General features: G+C 73.1%; 16 protein-coding genes. 4 read left to right on the plus strand and 12 right to left on the minus strand.

What is annotated here, in order from left to right:
- Positions 1-449: 449 nt before the first annotated feature.
- The 3 genes from ACIQMJ_RS28670 to ACIQMJ_RS28680 all read right to left on the minus strand — a co-directional run bounded on the left by ACIQMJ_RS28670 (position 450) and on the right by ACIQMJ_RS28680 (position 5,051).
- A complete protein-coding gene (locus ACIQMJ_RS28670; protein WP_499764111.1) occupies positions 450-1,226 on the minus strand; it encodes a Pvc16 family protein in 777 nt (258 codons plus the stop codon).
- A 49-nt stretch (positions 1,227-1,275) separates the two neighbouring features.
- The gene (locus ACIQMJ_RS28675; RefSeq protein WP_499764112.1) at positions 1,276-4,317 is read right to left on the minus strand and encodes a hypothetical protein; all 3,042 of its coding nucleotides are present in this window, start codon (positions 4,315-4,317) and stop codon (positions 1,276-1,278) included.
- A gap of 110 nt (positions 4,318-4,427) precedes the next feature.
- Positions 4,428-5,051, minus strand: a complete 624-nt coding sequence (locus tag ACIQMJ_RS28680; RefSeq protein WP_499764113.1) for a helix-turn-helix transcriptional regulator — start codon at positions 5,049-5,051, stop codon at positions 4,428-4,430.
- A gap of 172 nt (positions 5,052-5,223) precedes the next feature.
- Here ACIQMJ_RS28680 and ACIQMJ_RS28685 point away from each other — a divergent pair, with 172 nt between their 5' ends.
- Complete coding sequence (locus tag ACIQMJ_RS28685; RefSeq protein WP_499764114.1) at positions 5,224-6,489, plus strand: COG1470 family protein; 1,266 nt, start codon at positions 5,224-5,226, stop codon at positions 6,487-6,489.
- A gap of 84 nt (positions 6,490-6,573) precedes the next feature.
- Here the strand turns inward: ACIQMJ_RS28685 and ACIQMJ_RS28690 are convergent, their stop codons facing one another.
- Both ACIQMJ_RS28690 and ACIQMJ_RS28695 read right to left on the minus strand, forming a co-directional pair.
- Positions 6,574-6,747 carry a hypothetical protein gene (locus ACIQMJ_RS28690; protein ID WP_499764115.1) on the minus strand — a complete coding sequence of 58 codons (174 nt, stop codon included), beginning with the start codon at positions 6,745-6,747 and terminating at the stop codon, positions 6,574-6,576.
- On the minus strand, positions 6,744-7,088 hold the full coding sequence (locus tag ACIQMJ_RS28695; RefSeq protein ID WP_499764116.1) for a hypothetical protein: 345 nt from the start codon (positions 7,086-7,088) through the stop codon (positions 6,744-6,746). The genes ACIQMJ_RS28690 and ACIQMJ_RS28695 overlap by 4 nt, the downstream gene beginning before the upstream one ends.
- A 467-nt stretch (positions 7,089-7,555) precedes the next feature.
- Here ACIQMJ_RS28695 and ACIQMJ_RS28700 point away from each other — a divergent pair, with 467 nt between their 5' ends.
- Positions 7,556-10,033 (plus strand): NACHT domain-containing protein, encoded by a 2,478-nt coding sequence (locus tag ACIQMJ_RS28700; protein WP_499764117.1) that lies wholly within the window; start codon positions 7,556-7,558, stop codon positions 10,031-10,033.
- Between the two features lie 9 nt (positions 10,034-10,042).
- Here the strand turns inward: ACIQMJ_RS28700 and ACIQMJ_RS28705 are convergent, their stop codons facing one another.
- Positions 10,043-10,612: a DUF4406 domain-containing protein gene (locus tag ACIQMJ_RS28705; protein WP_499764118.1), complete on the minus strand. Its 570-nt coding sequence runs from the start codon at positions 10,610-10,612 to the stop codon at positions 10,043-10,045.
- A 157-nt stretch (positions 10,613-10,769) separates the two neighbouring features.
- On the opposite strand from ACIQMJ_RS28705, the gene ACIQMJ_RS28710 reads away from it, so the two are divergent.
- Positions 10,770-11,417 carry a dTMP kinase gene (locus tag ACIQMJ_RS28710; protein WP_499764119.1) on the plus strand — a complete coding sequence of 216 codons (648 nt, stop codon included), beginning with the start codon at positions 10,770-10,772 and terminating at the stop codon, positions 11,415-11,417.
- Here the strand turns inward: ACIQMJ_RS28710 and ACIQMJ_RS28715 are convergent.
- The gene (locus tag ACIQMJ_RS28715) at positions 11,401-12,759 is read right to left on the minus strand and encodes a coproporphyrinogen-III oxidase family protein (RefSeq protein WP_499764120.1); all 1,359 of its coding nucleotides are present in this window, start codon (positions 12,757-12,759) and stop codon (positions 11,401-11,403) included. The genes ACIQMJ_RS28710 and ACIQMJ_RS28715 overlap by 17 nt on opposite strands.
- A gap of 15 nt (positions 12,760-12,774) precedes the next feature.
- Positions 12,775-13,185 carry an NUDIX hydrolase gene (locus ACIQMJ_RS28720; protein WP_499764121.1) on the minus strand — a complete coding sequence of 137 codons (411 nt, stop codon included), beginning with the start codon at positions 13,183-13,185 and terminating at the stop codon, positions 12,775-12,777.
- A 286-nt stretch (positions 13,186-13,471) separates the two neighbouring features.
- Here ACIQMJ_RS28720 and ACIQMJ_RS28725 point away from each other — a divergent pair, with 286 nt between their 5' ends.
- Complete coding sequence (locus ACIQMJ_RS28725; protein WP_499764122.1) at positions 13,472-14,107, plus strand: AAA family ATPase; 636 nt, start codon at positions 13,472-13,474, stop codon at positions 14,105-14,107.
- A 76-nt stretch (positions 14,108-14,183) separates the two neighbouring features.
- Here ACIQMJ_RS28725 and ACIQMJ_RS28730 read toward each other — a convergent pair whose 3' ends face one another.
- From ACIQMJ_RS28730 to ACIQMJ_RS28745, 4 genes are all read right to left on the minus strand, one after another.
- Entirely contained in the window at positions 14,184-15,293 is a 1,110-nt protein-coding gene (locus tag ACIQMJ_RS28730) for a glycoside hydrolase family 53 protein (RefSeq protein ID WP_499764123.1), read from the minus strand.
- Between the two features lie 163 nt (positions 15,294-15,456).
- Positions 15,457-16,584, minus strand: a complete 1,128-nt coding sequence (locus ACIQMJ_RS28735) for a transcription termination factor Rho, short form (protein ID WP_499764124.1) — start codon at positions 16,582-16,584, stop codon at positions 15,457-15,459.
- A 234-nt stretch (positions 16,585-16,818) separates the two neighbouring features.
- Entirely contained in the window at positions 16,819-17,805 is a 987-nt protein-coding gene (locus ACIQMJ_RS28740; RefSeq protein ID WP_499764141.1) for a LacI family DNA-binding transcriptional regulator, read from the minus strand.
- A gap of 155 nt (positions 17,806-17,960) precedes the next feature.
- On the minus strand, positions 17,961-19,721 hold the full coding sequence (locus ACIQMJ_RS28745; RefSeq protein WP_499764125.1) for a glycoside hydrolase family 35 protein: 1,761 nt from the start codon (positions 19,719-19,721) through the stop codon (positions 17,961-17,963).
- Between the last annotated feature and the right edge of the window lie 40 nt (positions 19,722-19,761).

Genomic DNA, 19,761 nt, shown 5'->3' on the forward strand with positions numbered 1-19,761 from the left:
CCACCCTGTCGTCGTGTGTCCACCCGGCCACCCGCCCGCCCACCTCTGCCGTTTCCGCAAAGATCACCCAGACGAGCTAACCGAGCGTGAATGGAAGTTCGTGGGAAACTTCTGCGGCACCGAATGCGTTGCCGGGAAAGAAGGAGGCGGCACGGCGCGGCGGGCAAGGTGTCGGCAGCGGACGGTCGGATGGTCGAAACGGTGTGACCGTCCGAAATGGACAGCCGGCCTCGGAGGTAGCGGTGGGGGCAGCGGTCAGGAACGGGTCGGCGGCGGCAGGACGGATCGGTCACGAGCCACCCGGACGGCCGCACCGACAGCCGGACCGCCAATGCGAGGTGGCGGGGAGCACGGGGGTGGTTGTTGGACGGTGGTAGGTGGCACCTCAGCCAGAGATGGGCTGGCCGGAGATGAGCCGGCCGGAGGTGTGGTGATCAGCGGTGGGGTGGTCAGCGGATCGGGGTGTTGCGGCGGCGGCGGTCGGGTGGGCGGGGACGTGTGGGGGCGAAGCCGTGGTCGCCGGGGTCGTGGTCGCGCGGGCCGGTGTCGCGGAGGTGGTGGTCGCTGGGGTTGGTGTCGCCGGGGGCGGGAGCTTGAGGGCCGGTGACGTCCGGGCCGGTGTCGTGCGGGTTGTCGTCGTAGCGCAGGCGGCGGGGTTGGGTGTCGGGGGAGTCGACCAGGACCAGGCCGCCCTCGGCGGGTGGGGGTAGAGGGGTCAAGGGTCCCGCGACCGGGGCGGTCACGACGAGGTTCAGGGCCGGTTTCAGGCGGCCGCCCAGGGCGGACCACACGTCGGTGGCCGCGCGGCCTTCGGAGACCGGGCCGCCCGACTCCACCAGCACGGTCAGGTCCAGGTCGGCCAGGGTGCCGGTCAGCCACTCCGAGGCCAGGCGGCTGTGGCCGGCCAGGCAGGAGAGCGCCTCGGACAGCAGGCGGTGTTCGTCCTGGGGGCGGTTGGTCCAGGCCGTCACCAGGTAGGACAGGCGGAACCAGCGGGGTGGTCTGCGGTGGGCGACCAGTTGGTCGCGGGCGAAGACTTCGAGGTTGCCGGTGCTGCGGCGGGTTTGGTCCTCGCGGATGTCGTAGAGGAAGACGTTGACGGTGGGGGCGTTGCGGCGGGCGGTCCAGTCGGTGGTGGGGGCCTCGAACGCCAGTTCGCCGCCTCCGCCGGGGACGCCGCCGGCCTTGAGCAGGCGGCGGATGGCCTCGTCGACCTCGTGGATCACGGTGACCTCCGGTTGGGACAGGGATGGGAACAGGGGCAGGAGAGGGGGGTCAGCGGCGGCGCACCATGTCGGGTGGGCCGAACGAGCCCGGCACGACGAGGAAGTCGGTGGTGGCCGCGCGGAAACCCGGGCCGGCGGCGGTGATCGTGCGGGGGCCGGTCTGGTCCTTGGCCAGGATCAGCAGTTGCGCGGTGAAGCCGCCGTCCGGGCGCGGGACGGTCGGGGTGGCGGAGGCGGTGATGCCCGGTGACCACGACAACCGCACCGGCACACCCGGTGGGAAGTCCACGCCGCGCACCGACGTCACGAAACCCGGCTCCCCGATCGGCGGCACGGCCTCGATCCGCGGCAGCAGCACCCGCATCGGCGCCGCCGCCGCGTTGTCCGCCGGATCGGCATCCGTGCCCGACGTCCGCAACGTCCCGCGCACGGTCGTCTGAAGAGCCGCATCCGGCGCCAGCACGACCTGCACCACCTGCGACGCCCCCGGCGGCAGGTCCGGCACCGCGCACCCCGCGGTCGAACACCCCGGTGGCACGGACACCACCGGCACCCCGGCGGGCAGCGCGAAGTCCAGCCGCAACCCGGTCGCCAATGCCCCACCACCGTTGCGGACCGTGTAGCTCGCCGTCGCCCGTCCGCCCACATAGGACGGATTCGGCTGCACGACCACCGCCAGCGAGGGACCAGCCGAGAGCACCGGAGCAGGCGGAGGCGGTGGCACGACGGGCGGCCCCACCACGGGGTCACGCACCGGGACAGCGGTCGACGCGGAGTTGTCCGACGGCAGCACGTCGACCACCGCCCCCGCCACCGACCACGTCACGCTGCGCCGCCCGGCCACGAGCCCCACCACCTCGGCGACCACCTCCACCACGCCACCCGGCTCCACCGCCCCGAACGCGCACCGCAACCCGTCCACGTCACACGACCCCCGCGCCGGCCGCAAACCCGCCAACCGCACCCCGTCCGGCACGGCGGCGGTCAGCTCCGTCCCCGGCGACACAGCCGGCCCCCGGTTCACCACGCGCACCGACACCGGCGTCACCACCCCCGTGTCCACGTCCCCGACCACCTCCGGCGCCTCCACGGCCAGGTCGACCGTCCGCTGCCACGTCGGCTCCTTCTGCCGCCCCGGCAGGTCGGCCGTGATCGACCGCGCCGCCCCCGTCGCCACGTCGACCACCACCAGCTCCTCCGGCGACGCCAGGTCACCCACCCGCCGCGCGGTCAGCACCACCCGATCACCACCGGGCGAGAACGACACGTCCCTGGGCTGGAACGGCCCCGAAGGCGGCGCGGTCACCGGTCCGGCGCACGTGCCGACCGACGGCAGCAGCACCCGGCACCCGTTGTCCGCCAACGACACCAGCAGCACGCCGTCCGCCTCGCGGTTGAACGCCAGCGTGCGCCCGTCCGGGCTGAACACCGAGCTGTCGTCGGTCACCTCGCAGTCGAACCCGCACACCGCCGCCGACACGTCCCGCTGCCCGTCCCACGTCCCGGTCCGCGCCGTCCACACGTGGTTGTCGCGCACCTCACCGGTCGGTCCGTCGAACACCCGACCGCGGGTGAACGCGAGCGTGCCGCCGTCCGGCGACCACGCGGGCTGCGTGTCCTCCTGGTCGGCGGGCCCCGCGAGCCGCCCCACCACCGCGCCGGTGGCCGCCTCGACCACCACGATCCGGCTCGGGCCACCCTCCGGCCGCACCCCGCCGGGCGACCGCCGCGCGAACGCCAGGAACCGGCCGTCCGGCGACCACACCGCGTCGAACTCCCAGTCCGCGGGCTGCCGGTCGGCCACCGGAAGCCGCCGCGGGTCGCCGCCGTCGGCGTCCACCAGCCACAGCCGCTGCACCCGACCGCCGTCGCCGTCCTCGAACCGGCTCAGCGCGATCGTCCGCCCGTCGGGGGAGTAGGACTGCCGCTGGGTCCACGGGTCGAACCCGGCCCGGGGCCGGAACAGCAGGTTCGGGTCGTTGCCGCTCTCCGGGTCCTCCCGCAGCACGGGCACGCCGAGGTCGCGCGGGTCCGAGCCGTCCGGCTGGATGTCCTGCAACGTCGCGGTGAAGTAGGTCTCGGCGCTCGTGCGGGCCACCACCAGGTGCTCGCCGCCCGCGTCCACCAGCCACGTCGGCGAGCCGACCGCGCGGTTCTCCGCCAGCAGCAGGCCGGGCGCGGCGGTGACGGGCAGGCCGGGGCCGGTGTCGACCTGGTAGACCTTCTCCACGTTCGGGTCGGCCGGGCACGAGCACACCTGGTCGGCGCTGAGGAACAGCAGGCCGGTGCCGTCGGGTTTCCAGGTGGGCCACCGGCCGCGCCACCCGGCCTGGTCGCCGCCCAGCAGCGGCACGCCGACGCGACCCCCGTCGAGGACCCTCGGCCGCCGTTCGCCGCCGACGTCGAGGGTGTAGGCGATGCGGTCGTCCCGCGGGTTCCAGTCCGGCTCGCCCGCGTCGCCGTCGGGTTCGTCGGTGACCCGGGTGACCCGGCCGCCGCCCACCGGCACCCGGTAGATCTCCCGACCGCCGTCGCGGTCACCGGAGAACGCGATGCTCGCGCCGTCCGGGGAGAACGTCGGCCACGACTCGTCGGACGGCGTGTCGGTCAGCCGCCGCAGCCCGGTGCCGTCCACGCCGACCAGCCACAGGTCGCGCCGCTCACCGGCACGGGAGTCGAACACCACCGTCCGCAGGTCCGGCGACAGCCGCGGATGACCGGCGTCGAGGCCACGGGTGAGCCTGCGCACCGATCCGTCGGCCGCGCGCAGGTACACCTGGGGCCGGGGTCCGTCGCGCAGGCTGGTGAACACCAGCAGGTCGCCGCGTGCGGACACGTGGTCGTCGTGGTGCGCGGGTCCGGCGCCGAGCAGCGGGTCGGTGGGCCGCAACCGGTCGGGCACGGGCGCGGTGAGGGCGCCGAGGCTGCGGTGCCCGGTGCCGGTGTAGGCGATCCGGCCGGACGCCGGGTCGTCCTGGAGCACCGACGCCGACACCGACGTGGTGACGTCGTGCACCACGACGACCGCGGCGGTGAGCGCCACCACCGCGCCGATCGTGGCCAGGGGCCGGGTCGGCAGCCAGCTGGACAAGGTCCCACCTCCGTCTGGGGCGTGTGCGGGCAATCGTGGACCGGCGCGCAGGGCGGCGCGGAGGTCCGGGCGGGCACGCCCGGGGTACGGCCGGCGGGCGTTCGGGCAAGTCAGATCAGGCCGTGCCGCAGGGCGTAGCCGACGGCGTGCGCGCGGTTGCGCAGTTGCAGCCGGGTGGTGACCTCGTGCAGGACGTTCTTCACCGTCCGCTCGGAGAACGACGTCTTCGAGGCGATCTCGGCGGTGTCGAAGCCTTCCGACACCAGTCGCAGCATGTCCGCCTCGCGCGCGGTGAGCGTGGACAGCGACAGGCCGTTCGGGTCGAGCACGCTGCGCTGCAACCGGCCCACGTGGTCGAGCAACGTGCCCAGCAGGTCGCCGGGCAGCACCGCCTCCCCCTTGGCGAGCGCGATCACCGTGCCCACCAACCGGTCCTGGTCGGCCTCGGCCCGCCGGACCACGGCCGTGACGCCGCAGTCGATGGTCGTCTGGAGGGCGTCCTGGTCGAAGCGCCCCACCACCAAGCCGATGCGCGTGGCCGACGACCGCCGCAACCGGCGCAGCAGCCGGGTCGTCTCGTCGTCGACGCGGTCCACCACGACCAGCGACACGGTGGCGTGGCGCTCTTCCTCCAGCCGCACCACCTCCACCTCGGGCCGCGGCCGCAACTGGTGCGTGATCCCGGCCCTCAGAACCGGGTCCTCGGCGTACACGGCCACCGGAATCCTGCTCATGCAACCCCCCTGGGAACGGCCGGACCGCACCGGCGGCGACCTCGTCGTGACCAATCCTGTGCCGGGGGGAGGCTTCCGGGCACCGGCGCGAGGGCTTCGGTGCACGGGTTTGCCCGTATGGTGCCCTTTTCTCCCTGTCGGCCGCGGGTGCGCCCTGCCTACCGTTTCCGGGGTGACCACAACGACCGAGTTCGGTCTCCCCACCGTGGTTGTCACGCCCGGTCAGGAGACCAGCACGACGATGACGGTGCGCAACGACAGTGACATCGTCGAGGCGTACGAGTTCGAGGTGGTGGGCGGGTGCGCCCCCTGGACCACCGTCGAACCGGCACGGCTGTCGCTGTACCCCGGGACGTCGGAGCAGGTGGCCATCGTGCTGCGCCCGCCCCGATCACCCGAGGTGCGCGCGGGCGAGGTGCCGCTCGGGGTGCGGGTGCTGCCCGCCGAACGGCCGGAATCGGTGGTGGTGACCGAGACCGCCGTGATCATCGAACCGTTCGCGAAGCAACGGGCCCGGCTGATCCCCAAACGCCGCCGCGCGTGGCGCAGCGCGCGCTTCCGCGTCGAGGTGCTCAACGACGGCAACACGCCGACCGTCGTGACGCCCGCGCTGCCCGAGGCCGACGACCACCTCAAGCACACCGTCACCACCGCACCGACCACTGTGGACCCGGGTGGGCGCGCCGAGCTGGACGTGCGCGTGCGGGTGGCGAAACTGCTGTGGTTCGGCAAGCCCGCGGTGTGGCCGGTGCGGCTGGACGTGGTGGCGCTGGCGGCGGACGAGCGGCACGAGCACGAGCTGGCCGGGGAACTGGTGCAGCTGCCGATCCTGTCCAAGTGGCTGCTGTCCCTGCTCGGTGCGTTGTTGGCGCTGCTGCTGGCGTGGCTGCTGCTGGTGCGGCCCGCGGTGCTCAGCGCGGCGCGGGAAGCCGCCGACGACCGCGCCCAGGAGATCGCCCAGGCCGTCGAGCCGCAGGCCCCGGCCGACGAGCCGGGCGGCGCGCCGGACCAGCCACCCGCCGGTGAGCAGGGCCAGAAGCCGGGGCAGGGGCAGGGACGCGGCACGGTCGGCGGCGGGGGCGAGCAGAGCTCCGGCACGGTCGAGGTCCGCACGAACGCCGGCCAGCAGGCCACCGGCACCTACGTCGTCCCGGCGGGCAAGGTCTTCCACATCACCGACATCGTGCTGGCCAACCACCAGGGCGACGAGGGCGTGCTGACGATCGCGTTCGGGGAGCGCACGATCACCGTGATCGCGCTGGAGACGTTCCGCAACCAGGACTACCACTGGGTGACCCCGATCGACATCCCGGAGAACGGCACGGTCACCGCGACGGTGAACTGCGCCAAGCCCGGCACCCCCGCGAGCGGCCGCCAAGCCGAGCAGTGCTCGCAACTGCTCAACGTCAGCGGCGAACTGGGCGACATCGCCGGCTGAAGCGCCGCAGCGGACACGTGACCGCCGCGCACCCCTCGGGTGCGCGGCGGAAGTCGTGAGAAGGGCTCACTTCGTGAGAAGGGCTCATCGGAGCCGGGCGCGGCGGTTCCACTCGTCGAGCAGGGCGTCGATCCAGGCGAGCATCAGCTCGACCGTGGCGTGGTCGCCGCGGGCGCGGTAGTGGCGGAGGTCCTCGCCGGCCGCGGTCAGCTCGAACCGCAGGTCGCAGGACGAGATGTCCTCGTAAGTCGGCTTCACGGCCCACTCGGCGGCGTGTTGCGCGCGGCCATCCGGAACGCCTCGATGTACTTGGGCAGCTCGACCAGCGCGCGTTCCCACGAGCCCGACATGATCTGCCCGGCGAACACCGAGTCGACCACGAGCCGGTCGACGTCGGGGCGGATGTCGTCGCCCGCCGCGTCGCGCAGCCGCCGGGACACCTCGATGCGGTGCGCGCGCGACCGGACGGCCTCCAGGGTCCGCTCCAGCTCGGCGACGACCCGCGCCGCCTCCGCCGGCTCCACCACCAGCCACCCCTTGGCCGCCAGGTCGAGGAACAGGTCGCCCGCGAACCTCTCGGGCGTGGGACCGTCCGCCACGCGACCTCCGTCCTCGTGGGACCACATCGCCTTCCCACCTCCGCACCGGCACCGGGGCCGGTACCGGTCCTCCGGAACCCCCGTCCGCTCGGCGGCAGGGAGCCGGCTTGAGCCCACCACGCCGAACGGGTGCGCCGGAAGGCCGGCGGCGCAGGTCTGCCCGTCCGTACCCGGGCCGTTGCCCGGCGATGGTCGCCCCGGACGCCGTCGTACCGCCGAACGGGTGACTCGACGGTCACCCCCTCGGCACCGGGGCGGGCCGTCCCCGCGACCGCCGCGACGGCCTCGTGTCCACTTTCGCGTCCACTGTGGAACGGGGCGGCGGACACCCGGCTCCGGCGAACAACCCGCTGGTCTGCGTCATATGACCTTGCGCCGGACCGGCCTGTCCGAACGCCGGGGGAAAACGCCACTCGTCCGGCAAACTGCCCTACGCTGACGGCAGGCGGGCCTGGGCGGGAGGGCGGATGGGCGGCGAGGCTGTTCACGGCTCGGCCGACGACCCGGTGCGGGTCGCGGTGCACCGGACGATGGTGGTCGTGGACGTCGAGCGGTTCAGCGACCACGGGCGGACCAACCCGAACCGGCTGGTCGTGCGGCAGGCGCTGTACCGAGCGGTGGAGGCCGCGTTCACCGACATCGGCGCGGACTGGACGTCCTGGCAGCGCCAGGACCGCGGCGACGGCATCCTCGTCCTCGTGCCGCCGGACGTGGCGAAGAGCCTGTTCGTCGAACGCCTCCCGATGGCGCTGGCCGCCCACCTGGACCGGCACAACGCCGCGCACGAGCCGGCGGAGCGGATCAGGCTGCGCGTCGCCGTGCACGCGGGCGAGGTCTACCCCGACGGCGACGGCGTGGTCGGCCACGCGGTCAACCACGTCTGCCGGCTGGTCGACTCCGACCCGCTGCGGCAGGCGCTCGCCGACGTGCCCGGCCCGGTCGCCCTGATGGTGTCGGACTGGTTCTTCGAGGAGGTCGTGCGGCACTCGCTCGCCCTGGACGCGCGGCGGTTCCGCAGCGTCAAGGTCGTCATGAAGGAGACGGACTCGACGGCGTGGGTCCACACCGGACCCGAGGTGCCGGAGCAGCGCCGCCCCGAACCGGTCGAGCACCCCGCCCGGCGCGGCGCGGGCACCGCCGACGAGCTGTGGCGGGCGTCGGACGACTCGGTGCGGCGGTTGGGCAGCCGCCGCACCGCCTACCCGCTGGACCTGAGCATCGCCGAGCTGCACGACCGCGGGCTGTACGTGCCGACCGCGTTCACCAAGACCGGGCACGGCGACCGGCGGTTCTCCGTCGACGACATCGCCGCCGAGGTCGCGGGCAACGGGTCGGTGCTCATCCTGGGCGAGCCGGGCAGCGGGAAGAGCGTCGCGGCGTACGCGGTGCTGCGGCGCCTGCGCGACCGAACCCCGGCGCTCGCGGTCCGGGCCTCCGAGCTGCGCCGCATGATCGCCGCCCACGCGCGGCGTCCGCCGATCGCGGGCTCGGGCGAGGCGTCACCGCGCCCCGCGCTCCTGGTCGACGGGCTGGACGAGAGCCTCGGCGAGTTCGACTCGCCCGCCGACCTGTCCGAGCTGCTGCGCCAGGCGGGGGAGAGGTTCGCCATCGTCGTCACGTGCCGCCACCGCGAGTTCGAGGACAACCTCGCGCCGTCGATGGACGGCGGCACGTTCGACTCGATCTACGCCCTCGGCGGCTGGACCCTGGACGACCACTTCACCGACTTCGTGCGCCGCCTGGTCGAGGGCGGGCTGCTGCCGTCCGCGGACCTGGTGGACCTGGTCCGCCGGTCGCCCGACCTGTGCCGGATGGTCACCCGGCCGCTGTACGCGCGGATGGTCACGTTCCTCGGGCGGGAGGGCCTGGTCGACGTCGGCAACGTGTCGGCCCTGTACGCCGAGTACATCGACCGCCTCTCGGCGGTCAGCGACGCCGCCCTGGCGCGGGCCGGCTGCGCGCGGGCGGGCACCTCGCTCCAGGTCTGGATCGACGCCGCCTGGCTGGTGTTCCAGCGCGCCGCCATCCACGAGGACCGGTTCGACTTCGGCACGGTCAGCTCGCTGCTCGCCGCCGGCGACGCCAAGTCCGTGCGGTGCACCCAGCGCGCGCTCAGCCAGCTGTGCAACCGGTGGCGGTCGTCCGGGCGGGTGTGGGGCAGCTTCATCCACTACTCGTTCTTCGAGTACCTGGTGAGCCGCCACTACGTGCGCGAGATCGAGGCCGCGCTGACCTCCGGCGCGTACGACCGGCTCGCGGCGTGCCTGCACGTGGACCCCACGCCGGAGGTGCGCCACTTCCTCGTGGACGAACTCCGCATCACGCCGATGTCCGGCCTCGGCGACGTGCTCGGGGCCGCGTTCCGGCACGTCCGGTCGGCGGGCTCGGACGTGGCGCGGGTCCGCGTCACCGGCAACCTCGTGGCCTACCTGCTGTCCCGGGCGGTGCCCGACGGCCGGGGCCCGCTGTGGCGGCTGTTCCGCGACGAGGACGACCTCTTCCTCCAGCAGGCCGTGCTGTGGGGGCTGTGCCACCTCGGGGACGCGGAGGCGTTGCGGATCTTCGTCGAGCGGGGCCGCGAGTCGACCGAGTGGCGCGCGTGGAACCGCGGTTACCTCATGTACTACTACGGCGACATCGACCACCGCGAGGAACCGCCGCACGTCGACTCGGACAAGCTGCGGGGGTGGACCCGCACGCGGGAACGCACGATCGCGCTGATGACCGCGCCCGACTACGTCCACCGCATCGCCGCCGAACGGCGTTACCTGGACCTGTACTCCTTCTACGACTACGCCCTGTGGCGCGAGGAAGTGCTGGCGGACCAGGACAGCCGCGCCCTGCGCGCCGCGGAGACGGCGTTGGCGCACGACCCGGGGATCGACCCCGCGCTGCTGCGCGAGCTCGACCGGATGCGGCAGCGGGTCACGCCGCCCGGGGCCTGAGGCGGCCCGTCACCGCGTGGTCGCCGCACTGGTCGGCGGCAGCAGCTCGCGCACCCGGTCCTCCGGGAACCCGGCCTCCACGAGCGCGGCCTCGGACTTCCCGCACGCGGTCCACACGTCGTGCTCGGTCATCCGGCGCCCGGCGCCATCCTCCATCGCCAGCCCCAGCTCGACGCCCAGCACGGCCTCGACCCGGGCGCCGCGGCTGAACTCCCAGCCGTCGGCCAGCACGATCCTGGCCACGTGGGACCGGATGATCCGCTCGCACAGCACGTCGTACCCCGGCTGGTCCAGGCCGTCGATGTCGAACTCCGACGGGTTGATCACGTTGTGCCCGGGGTAGCGCGCCCGCGTCCGCGTCGCGGCGGCCCTGGCGTCGGCGCGGTTGGGTTCGAGCACGTCCCGCACCCACCGGTCCACGAGCTCCGCGCGCAGCACCGCGCGGTCGAACCGCGCCAGCGCCACCATCAGGTCGAGCTCGCGGCGACCGGAGCTGATCGGGCACGCGACGTACACCGCGTCTCTCAGCTCGATGGACGCGAACGCTTGTAGCGCCGCCGATAGCGCCGGCCGGTGCATGCGTCACTCCTCTCTCGCGAACAGCGAACAGCGTGCGGCGATCACGATGGCACGGCGTGCCGGCCATCCGGAGCAGACACGCCGGCGGCACCCGGCCACGGTAGACTCGGGCCGGTGCCGGCTCGGCGGAACCGTTCCCGGAGAGGCTGGTCCCCTCGTGGTCGATGATCCCGGCGGGCGCGGCCGGTGGATCTGCGTGGACGGCGTCGAAGGCGTCGGCAAGTCGACGATCGCCCGCACGCTGGCCGCCGCGACGGGTGCGCGCCTGGCACCCGAGTTCTCCGCGGCGTCGTTCGGCCGGGCTTTGGACCGCGCGGTGCGCGGGACGCCGCACTTCATCGCCGCCAGCGAAGTGGGGCAGTCGCTGGTGTTCCTGGGCGACTTCTGCGAGGTGCACGCCTCCGAGGTGGCGCCACCGGTCGCGGCGGGCGCCACGGTCGTCAGCGATCGCGGGTACCTGAGCAAGTACGCCTACCAGGAGGTCGTGCTGACCGGAGCGCTCGGCGAGGCCGCCGCCCGCGACCTCCTGGACGGCGTCTTCCGGCACCTGCCGACCCCGGACCTGACCCTGCACCTGGTCGCCCCCTGGGACGTGGTGCGCGAACGCCTCGTGGCGCGCGACGGCGGGTGCGACGACGCCCGGCTGGACTTCATGGTGCGTGCACACCGCGCCGCCTCACACCGGTTGGCCCGGACGCCCGCGCTGCGCGTGGCCACCATCGACGCGGCCCGCTCACCGGAGGCCGTCCTGTCCGACGCCGTGCGGGCGGTCGCCGACCTCGGCTCGCCTACTCGTCATAGGTGAACTCCGCGACCCTGGCGCGGACCTCGGGGCTGAACAGGGCCTGCGACAACAGGTCGCGGTACTTCACGCCCGCGCGGGTCAGCGTCGCGCGTTCCGGCCCGACCTCGCACAACCCCAGCTCCTCGAACGCGGCGAACTCGTCCGCGAACCGCGTCACGGGGTCGAAGTCGAGCACCTCGCGCGTCCACCGCCGGTCCAGCGCCATCAGGTTGAGGGCAGTGGCCTTGCGCTGCCGCTCGTCCTCGGTCAGGACGACACCGTCGGTGACGGTGGGCGCGCCGGAGCGCACCCGGTCCACATAGGACCGCAACACCGAGGCGCGGGACCGGATCGAGTAGCCGTTGCGCAGGTCGGCCTCCCACAGGTAGCTCCGCGCGCCCGCGCCCAACCCCAGCACGTTGCGCAGCTCCCAGTGGTTCACCTTCTGCCGGTAGCCGCCGCCGTCGCGGACCCACCGGACGTGGGTCTCCTGCCGGTACCCCGCCTCGCGCAGCACGCGGTCCGCGACCTCGTAGCGCCGGTACAGGGTCGCGCCCGCCACGGTCGAGTACCCGAGCCTGCGGTAGCCCGTGAACGGCCGCAGCGTCAGCGGGTAGGCGCACACCGTCGGCGGGGCCAGCGCCGCCACCCGCCGCAGCGAGTCCAGCCACCCCTCGTCGGTCTGCCCGGCCAACCCGTAGATCAGGTCCACGCACACGTCGGCGAAGCCCACGGCCAGCGCCTGCTCCAGCAGCGCCAGGCCGGCGCTCTCGTCCCGCCGCCTGCCCACGCCGCGCACCTCGCCGTCGACCATCGACTGGTAGCCCAGGTTGATCCGGGTGAACCCGACCGCGCGCAGGTCGCGCAACGCGGCCGCGTCGACCGTCGCCGGGTCCACCTCCAGGGCGGTCTCCGGCGGGAACCGGTCCGGGCTGGTCGAGAACAGCTCCAGCAGGGATCGGAGGAGTCGTTCCAGGAGGGCGGGAGGTAGGAGCGACGGGGTGCCGCCGCCGACGTAGAGCGTGGTGACGTCCTTGCGGTCGGTCAGGTCGGCCAGCCGGGCGGCCTCGGCGAGCACGGTGTCGACGTAGGAGGCCAGGTCGTGGTGCGCGCCGGCGACCGCGTAGAGGTTGCAGAACCGGCAGATCTGCCGGCAGAACGGCACGTGCACGTACAGGTTCAGGTCCGCGAACCGGCGCAGGGAACGCGAGACCAGGTCGGGGACGGCCGCGGTCGTCGGTTCGTCGAACGGCCGGTACGACTGCCGGGGAGGGTAGGAGTAGACGTAGTCGGCGCGCGTGTCCGCGGCGATCGACTCCGTCAGCCGGGTGCGGGTGGAGGGCTCGTCCACGACAATGCGCATGGAATCCTCGCCGGGTCAGAAGCTGATGGTGCCCTGGTCGAGCTCGTGCAGGAAGTTCCGCGTGTTCGGTGACAGCTCTTCGAGCATCGTGGCCAGTTCGCGCACGTCGTGATAGCCGCAGGAGTCGTGGATGTGCTGTTCCCGCACCTGCGGTTCGCCTTCGGTGATCTGCGCCAGGAACCACGTGTAGACCATCGTGCGCCCGTTTTCCACGAACGAACGGGTGCCGAGATTCCGGCCGACCGCGACTTCGACGCCCATCTCTTCGCGCAGTTCCCGCCGCGCGGTGCTCGCGGGATCCTCGCCGGGATCGAGCTTGCCGCCGGGGATCTCCCATTGTTGCAGGTCAGGCGTGTTCCGATGGAGCAGCAGAACCCGTCCCCGGTCATCCTTGATCACGCAGCCGGCCAGTTGAACCTCTTGCATGGAATAACCTCCCGGGTCCGTCCTTTCCGCGGCAGAGGCTAGCGGAGTGGCGCGGTCGCCCACGGCGGAAGTGCCAGTGAACCACATCTTCGGGTGAACCGACTACGTCCTTCCGAAATATGTCGTCGTGATTACCCGCAATATTGCGGGCGATGGGGACCGGTGGGGCGAGTGGTCTCCGCCGAATGGATCGGGGACGGCCTGTGCGCGGGCAAGTCGGGTACCGTCGGCCGTTCGGTCCGGGAACGTTCGCCGAACATCTTTGGGGTGGGCCGTGAAGATTATCGTGTCCGGTTTGACCGCAGCCGGGAAGACCACTTTGTGCCGTCGGTTGGCGGCCAGTCTCCGGGTGCCGTATTTCAGCGCTTCGCAGGTATTGCGGGAGCACCTGTCCGATGCGAACGAGGAATGGTCACCGCAACTGGACCTGAGGCGCACCGAGTTGTCGGTGGAACGCGCGGTCGACGCCGCGGTGATCCGCGCGCTGCGCGACCGGGAAGCCGGGGTGTTCGATTCCTGGGGCTCGCCCTGGTACTCCGACGAACCGGCGACCAGGATCTGGCTGGAGTCCGACCGCGAGAGCCGCCTGCGCAAGTGCTTCGTGTCCTACGTGCAGCGGGGCACGCCGAAGACCTCGGAGGACTGCGCGGCGATCGTGGACGCCAAGGACGCGATGAGCCGAGCCGTGTTCCTGGCGAACTGGGGCTTCGACATCGTCACCGACCGCCGGCCGTTCGACCTGGTGGTCGACTGCTCCGCGCAGATCCCGGAGGCGACCGTCGCCCAGGCCGAGCTCGGCGCGCGGGCGACCTACCGGGCGGTGGTGGCGGCACTGGCCGATCGCGGGCTCGTCGACCGGGTGGAGCCCGCCGACACCGGGGCCGTGTCCGAGCACGGACCGGTCGTGCGGTGGCGGCGATGAGGCGGAGGAAGCGCGGTGTGCGCCGGGTGGCCGGTGGGCGGGACCGTCCGGACGACGGCCCCGCCCCGGTGTCGGGTCACGGCGTCCAGCGGACGTTCGGGTTGAGCCGGCCGGACCAGTCGAAGACCGCCATGTTGTCCCAGCCGTTGCCGCTGCCCGCGATGTCGGCGGGGTCCCAGCCGTTGCCGGGGACGGCGTACCAGGTCGGCTCCCAGTAGAAGACGCCGATCGCGCCCGCGTTGCGCGCGGTGTTCTGCACGTGCGCGAAGTTGGTGGCCTGGCCCGCCCACGTCAGCGGGTAGCCGTCGCAGCCGGTGGTGATGGAGTTGCCGGTGCTGTCGGCGTTCCCGGTGGTGAACGGGTAGGCCGTCTCCGCGAGCACGACGTTCTTGCCGTAGCGGGAGCGCACGTCGGTGATGACGTTGTAGAGGTTGCCCAGCGTGCCGTGCCACATGCAGTAGTACGACAGGGCGGTGATGTCCCACGCGACGCCCTTGGACCGGATGCCGTCGTAGAACCAGCGCGCGTGGTCGAGGCTGTCGGCGTTCGCCGTGTGGATCATGACCTGGGTGCCGCTGTTGCACGCCTTGGTGGCGTTGTAGCCGGCCTTGAGCAGGAGGCTGAGGTTGGTGAAGTCGTTGTTCACCACCTTGCCGTCGTTCCACAGCATGCCGACGTTGATCTCGTTGCCGATCTGCACGCTGTCCGGCGTGGTGCCCTGGGCCTTGAGGCTGCTGCACACGTCGTGGGTGTAGTTGTAGACGTCGGTCCGGAGCCGGTCGATGCCGTGGTCGGCCCAGGCCGCCGGCTTGTACTGCTTGCCCGGGTCGGCCCACGTGTCGGAGTAGTGGAAGTCCACCAGCAGCTTGAGTCCCTTGGCCTTCACCGCCTTGGCGTAGGCCAGCACCTTGGCCTTGTTGTTGTAGCCGCTCTTCGGGTTGTTCCACACGCGTAGCCGGATGTAGTTGACGCCCGCGCCCTTGAGGATGTCGAGCGGGTCCCGGGCGACACCGGACGCGTCGTAGTACTTCGCCCCGAGGTCCAGCGCGCGCTGCGCGGTCGAGACGTCGGCTCCGAGCATGCTCAGCGTGCCGGCCGCGGAGACGGCCGGGGTGAGCGCGGTCAGCGGCAGGACGACGGTCGCCAGGGCGAGGACGGCCTGGGCCGCCCGGTGGGATCCGGACATCCGATCTCCTTTGATCGACGGTGCGGTGCCGGCGGCGGATTGTGAACGTGCACACTATGAAAGCGCAGACGACCTGCCGTCTCAAGAGTCGGTTCGCGCTCACCAACTGGGAACGTGCACAGGCTTCGCGACCATCCCGGCCCACCTCAGGCGCGGGACGCCCTCACCGCGGCGTCGTGGCCGTGAGCCGGGCGAGGAACTCGGCGTTGTCGCCAGTCTTGCGCAGGCCGTCGAGCAGCACGTCGAGGGCGTCCTCCTGGCCCGCGAGCACGCGCCGCAGCAGGCGGGTGGCGACGGCCTCGCCGGGCGTGAGCAGGAGCTCGTCGCGGCGGGTGCCGGACTGGTGGACGTCCACCGCGGGGAACACCCGCCGCGCGGCACTCCTGCGGTCCAGCCGCAGCTCGGCGTTGCCGGTGCCCTTGTACTCCTCGAACAGCAGCGTGTCGCCCACCGAACCGGTGTCGACCAGCGCGGTGGCGATGATCGTCAGCGAACCGCCGCCCTCGACGTTGCGCGCCGCGCCCAGGAACCGCTTCGGCGCGGTGAGGGCGCCGGCGTCCACGCCGCCGGACAGGGTCCGCCCGCCCGTGGGCGCGGCGAGGTTGTAGGCGCGGCCCAGCCGGGTCGCGGAGTCCAGCAGCACCACCACGTCGCGGCCCAGCTCGACCAGGCGCTTGGCCCGTTCGACGGCCAGCTCCGCCAGCGCGGTGTGGTCGCGGGGCGGGTGGTCGAACGTGGCCGCGACGACCTCGGCGGGCACGGCGCGCGCCAGGTCGGTGACCTCCTCCGGCCGTTCGCCGACCAGCACCAGCATCAGGTGGCACTCCGGGTGGTTCTTGGCGATGCCGTGCGCGATCGACCGCAGCACGCTCGTCTTGCCCGCCTTGGGCGGCGCGACGACCAACGCGCGCTGGCCCTTGCCGATCGGCATCAGCAGGTCGACCACGCGCGTGGTCAGCTCGTGCGGCTCGGTCTCCAGCCGCAGCCTCTCCCGCGGGTGGGTGGGCACCAGGTCGGCGAAGGCCGGCCGGGCGGGGGAGTGGCGCGGGTGCGCGCCGTTCACGGCCTCCACCGTGACCAGTGACGGAGCCTTGCCGTCGCGGGGCGCGGGCGCGACCCGGCCGTGCACCTCGTCGCCGCGGCGCAGCCCGTGCTCGGCCACCAGGCGCGGCGCGACGGTGACGTCCCGCGGGCCGGGCAGGTAGCCGTCGGTGCGCAGCACGGTCCGGCGGTCCACCGCGTCGAGGACGCCGGAGGCGAGCCGGGTGTCGGTGATGTCGTTGTCGTTCAAGGGTTTTCTCCCTGATTGCGGGAATGGTGGGATGCGCGGCCACGCCGCGGTGGGGACCCGGGGAAACGTCGGGAAAGGCTGCGCGAGCCACGTCCGGGACGATCCGGGGATTTCGCGGGATCCGTGGGGTGGGGCTGGAGCCGCCTACGGCCACGGGAACGAGATGACGTGCAGCATAGCCACCGGTCGGGCCGGCGCGCAAGCGTGTCCGGTGTGGACGGGGGTTCGCGCAGGTCAGGCGCGTGGCGGCGCGGTGCTCTCGCGGACGACCAGGCGCGTCGGGACGAGGGTGGTGCCCGCCTTGGCGCGCCGGTGCCGCACCTGGCGCAGCACCCGTTCGACGCAGCGGCGGCCGACCTCGGTGAAGTCCTGGTGCACCGTGGTCAGCGGCGGGATGAAGGACGTGCCGTCGGGGATGTCGTCGAACCCGACCACGCTGACGTCGCGCGGCACGACCCGGCCCTTCTCGTGGAACGCGCGCAGCAGGCCGAGTGCCATCTGGTCGTTGGCCGCGAACACGGCCGTGCAGCCGGGCTCGTCGGCCAGCTCCAGGCCGGCCCGGTAGCCGGAGTCCGCCGACCAGTCGCCGCGCCGCATCTCCGGCACGGTCAGCCCGGCCTCGGTCAGCGTGGCGCGCCACGCCTCGGCGCGGCGTTCGGCGGCGTAGGAGTCCTCGGGGCCGGCCACGTGCCAGACCGTGCGGTGGCCCAGGTCGAGCAGGTGGCGGACGGCCTGGCGGGCGCCGTCGGCCTGGTCGGTGTCCACCACGGTGTAGCGGTCGCCGCCGTTGGAGTCCACGACCACGGCCGGGATGCCCAGCGGCAGCGTCATCGTGGCGGCGTCGAGGAGGTGGACCTCCATGATGACGATGACGGCGTCGACGGCGAGCTCGCCGAGGCGGGTGAACGCGCCGAGCACGCCGTCCTGGGTGGGCACGGCCACCGGGATCAGCGTGATGGCGTAACCCTCGTGCGCGGCGTGGTCCACAATGGCCTCCAGGGTGCGGCTGTTGCCGACCGAGGAGAGCGTGAACAGGATGACGCCGATCGTGCGGAACTCGCCGTACTTCAGCGCGCGGGCCGCGCTGTTGGGCCGGTAGCCCAGGCGGCGCATCGCGTCCAGCACCTGTTCGCGGGTCGAGCCGACGACGCTGGGGTGGCCGTTGGACACGCGCGACACCGTCTGGGCCGACACGCCGGCCAGGCGGGCGACGTCGGCCATGGACACGCGGCGCGCGGGCGCGTGCCGGGTGGCGGGCTGTCGGGGTGCCCCGGACGTGGACTCCGTTGTCACGTCAGGGCTCCTTCCGGCGGCGGTCGTGACGCGAGGTCACTATAGCCGGTGCGCGTCGATCCTTGTTTGCGCAAACATCGCGGTCACGCCTCCGTGTGACCGAGCAGCGGCCCCGGCGCGAACCGGGCGGTGGGCTCGGTCAGCGCGGCCAGTTCGAGCACGACCAGCTCGTTGCCGCCCGCGCGCAGCACCGGTCCGGGCACGTACAGCGTCCGCTGCGGGCCCCGCGACCAGTAGCGGCCGAGGCAGAACCCGTTGACCCACACCACGCCGCGCCCCCAGCCGCCGGTGTCCAGGTGCAGGTCGGCGGGCCCGTCGAGGTCGAACCGGGCGCGCAGCAGCACGGGGCCCGCCACCGGCCCGGTGACCGCCTCGGCCGGGTCCGGGTCGGACCACGCCGGCGGCGGGGTGTCCAGCGCGAGCGGCAGCACGTCCCACCCGACCAGCGCCCGGCCGTCCAGGGTCGCGCCGCCGATGAGGCCCTTGGGCTCGCCGATGCGCGGCCCGTAGTTCACCCGGCCGTGGTCTTCGACCAGGACCGTCAACTCACCGACCGCGCGGTGCAGGCCGAGCGCGCGCTCGTGGTGTTCGCGCAACAGCGTGCCGACCGGTTGGCCGTCCAGGAACACCGAGGCGTGGTCGCGCACCTCGCCGAAGCACAGCACGGCCGGGCCGGGCGCGTCGACCCGCGTGGTCGCCAGTGCCAGCCTCGGCGTGCCGCCGAGGTCGTCGAGCGGGGGCAGGGCGTCGTGCCGCTGCCAGGCGTCCCACCGCGTCGCCGCGTCCAGCAGCGCGACCGGGTCGGCCAGCGGCGCGGACAACCGCGGCGCGGGCGCCGCGGCGGGCGGCGGTTCGCCGGGCACGTCGTGGTAGCGGGCGATGACCTCGCGGAAGGCGTGGTACTTGGCGGTCGGGTTGCCCGCCTCGTCCAGCGGCGCGTCGTAGTCGTAGGACGTGATGGTGGGCTGGTAGGTGCCCTTGTCGTTGGCGCCGCTGGTGAACCCGAAGTTCGTGCCGCCGTGGAACACGTAGAGGTTGACCGACGCGCCGGCGGCGAGCAGGGCGTCCAGCTCGGCGGCGCTGTCGGCGGCCGACGTGGTGTGGTGGTGGCTGCCCCAGTGGTCGAACCAGCCGTTCCAGAACTCCGCGCACATCAGCGGCCCGGTGGGCTGGTGGCGGCGCAGCGCGGCCAGGCGCTCGGCGGCCCGCGAGCCGAAGGACGCGGTGCGGTGCAGGCCCTCCAGGCTGCCCGCGGCCAGCATCTCGTCCGTGGGCTGGTCGATCGTGGTCAGCGGCACGGTGATGCCGGCGTCGCGGGTGTGCTCGGCCAGCGCCTTGAGGTAGGTCTTGTCGTCGCCGAACGCGCCGTACTCGTTCTCGACCTGCACCAGGATCACCGGTCCGCCGTGCTGGACCTGGAGCGGCGCGACGACCTCGTACACCCGGTCGAGGTAGCGGCGGACGGCGGCGAGGTAGCGGGGCTCGGCGCGCCGCACCCCGACGTCGGGGTCGCGGAACAGCCAGGCGGGAAGGCCGCCGTTGTCCCACTCCGCGCAGATGTACGGGCCGGGCCGGACGATGGCGTGCAGCCCCGCGTCGGCGACCAGGCGCAGGAACCGGTCGAGGTCGAGCCCGCCGGTGAGGTCGAAGGTGTCCGGGTCGGGCGCGTGGGCGTTCCAGGCGACGTAGGTCTCGATGGTGTTCAGGCCCATGCGCCGGGCCTTGTCGATGCGGTCGGCCCACTGGTCGGGGTGCACGCGGAAGTAGTGCAGGGCCCCGGACAGGATGCGGAACGGCCTGCCGTCGAGCAGGAAGTCACGCTCGCCGATGCTGAACTCGGGCACGGGGGTGGGTGGTCCTTCCGGGTGGGCACGGGTGCGTGCG

The sequence above is a fragment of the Actinosynnema sp. NPDC091369 genome (genome assembly GCF_044757065.1).
Lineage (GTDB): Bacteria > Actinomycetota > Actinomycetes > Mycobacteriales > Pseudonocardiaceae > Actinosynnema.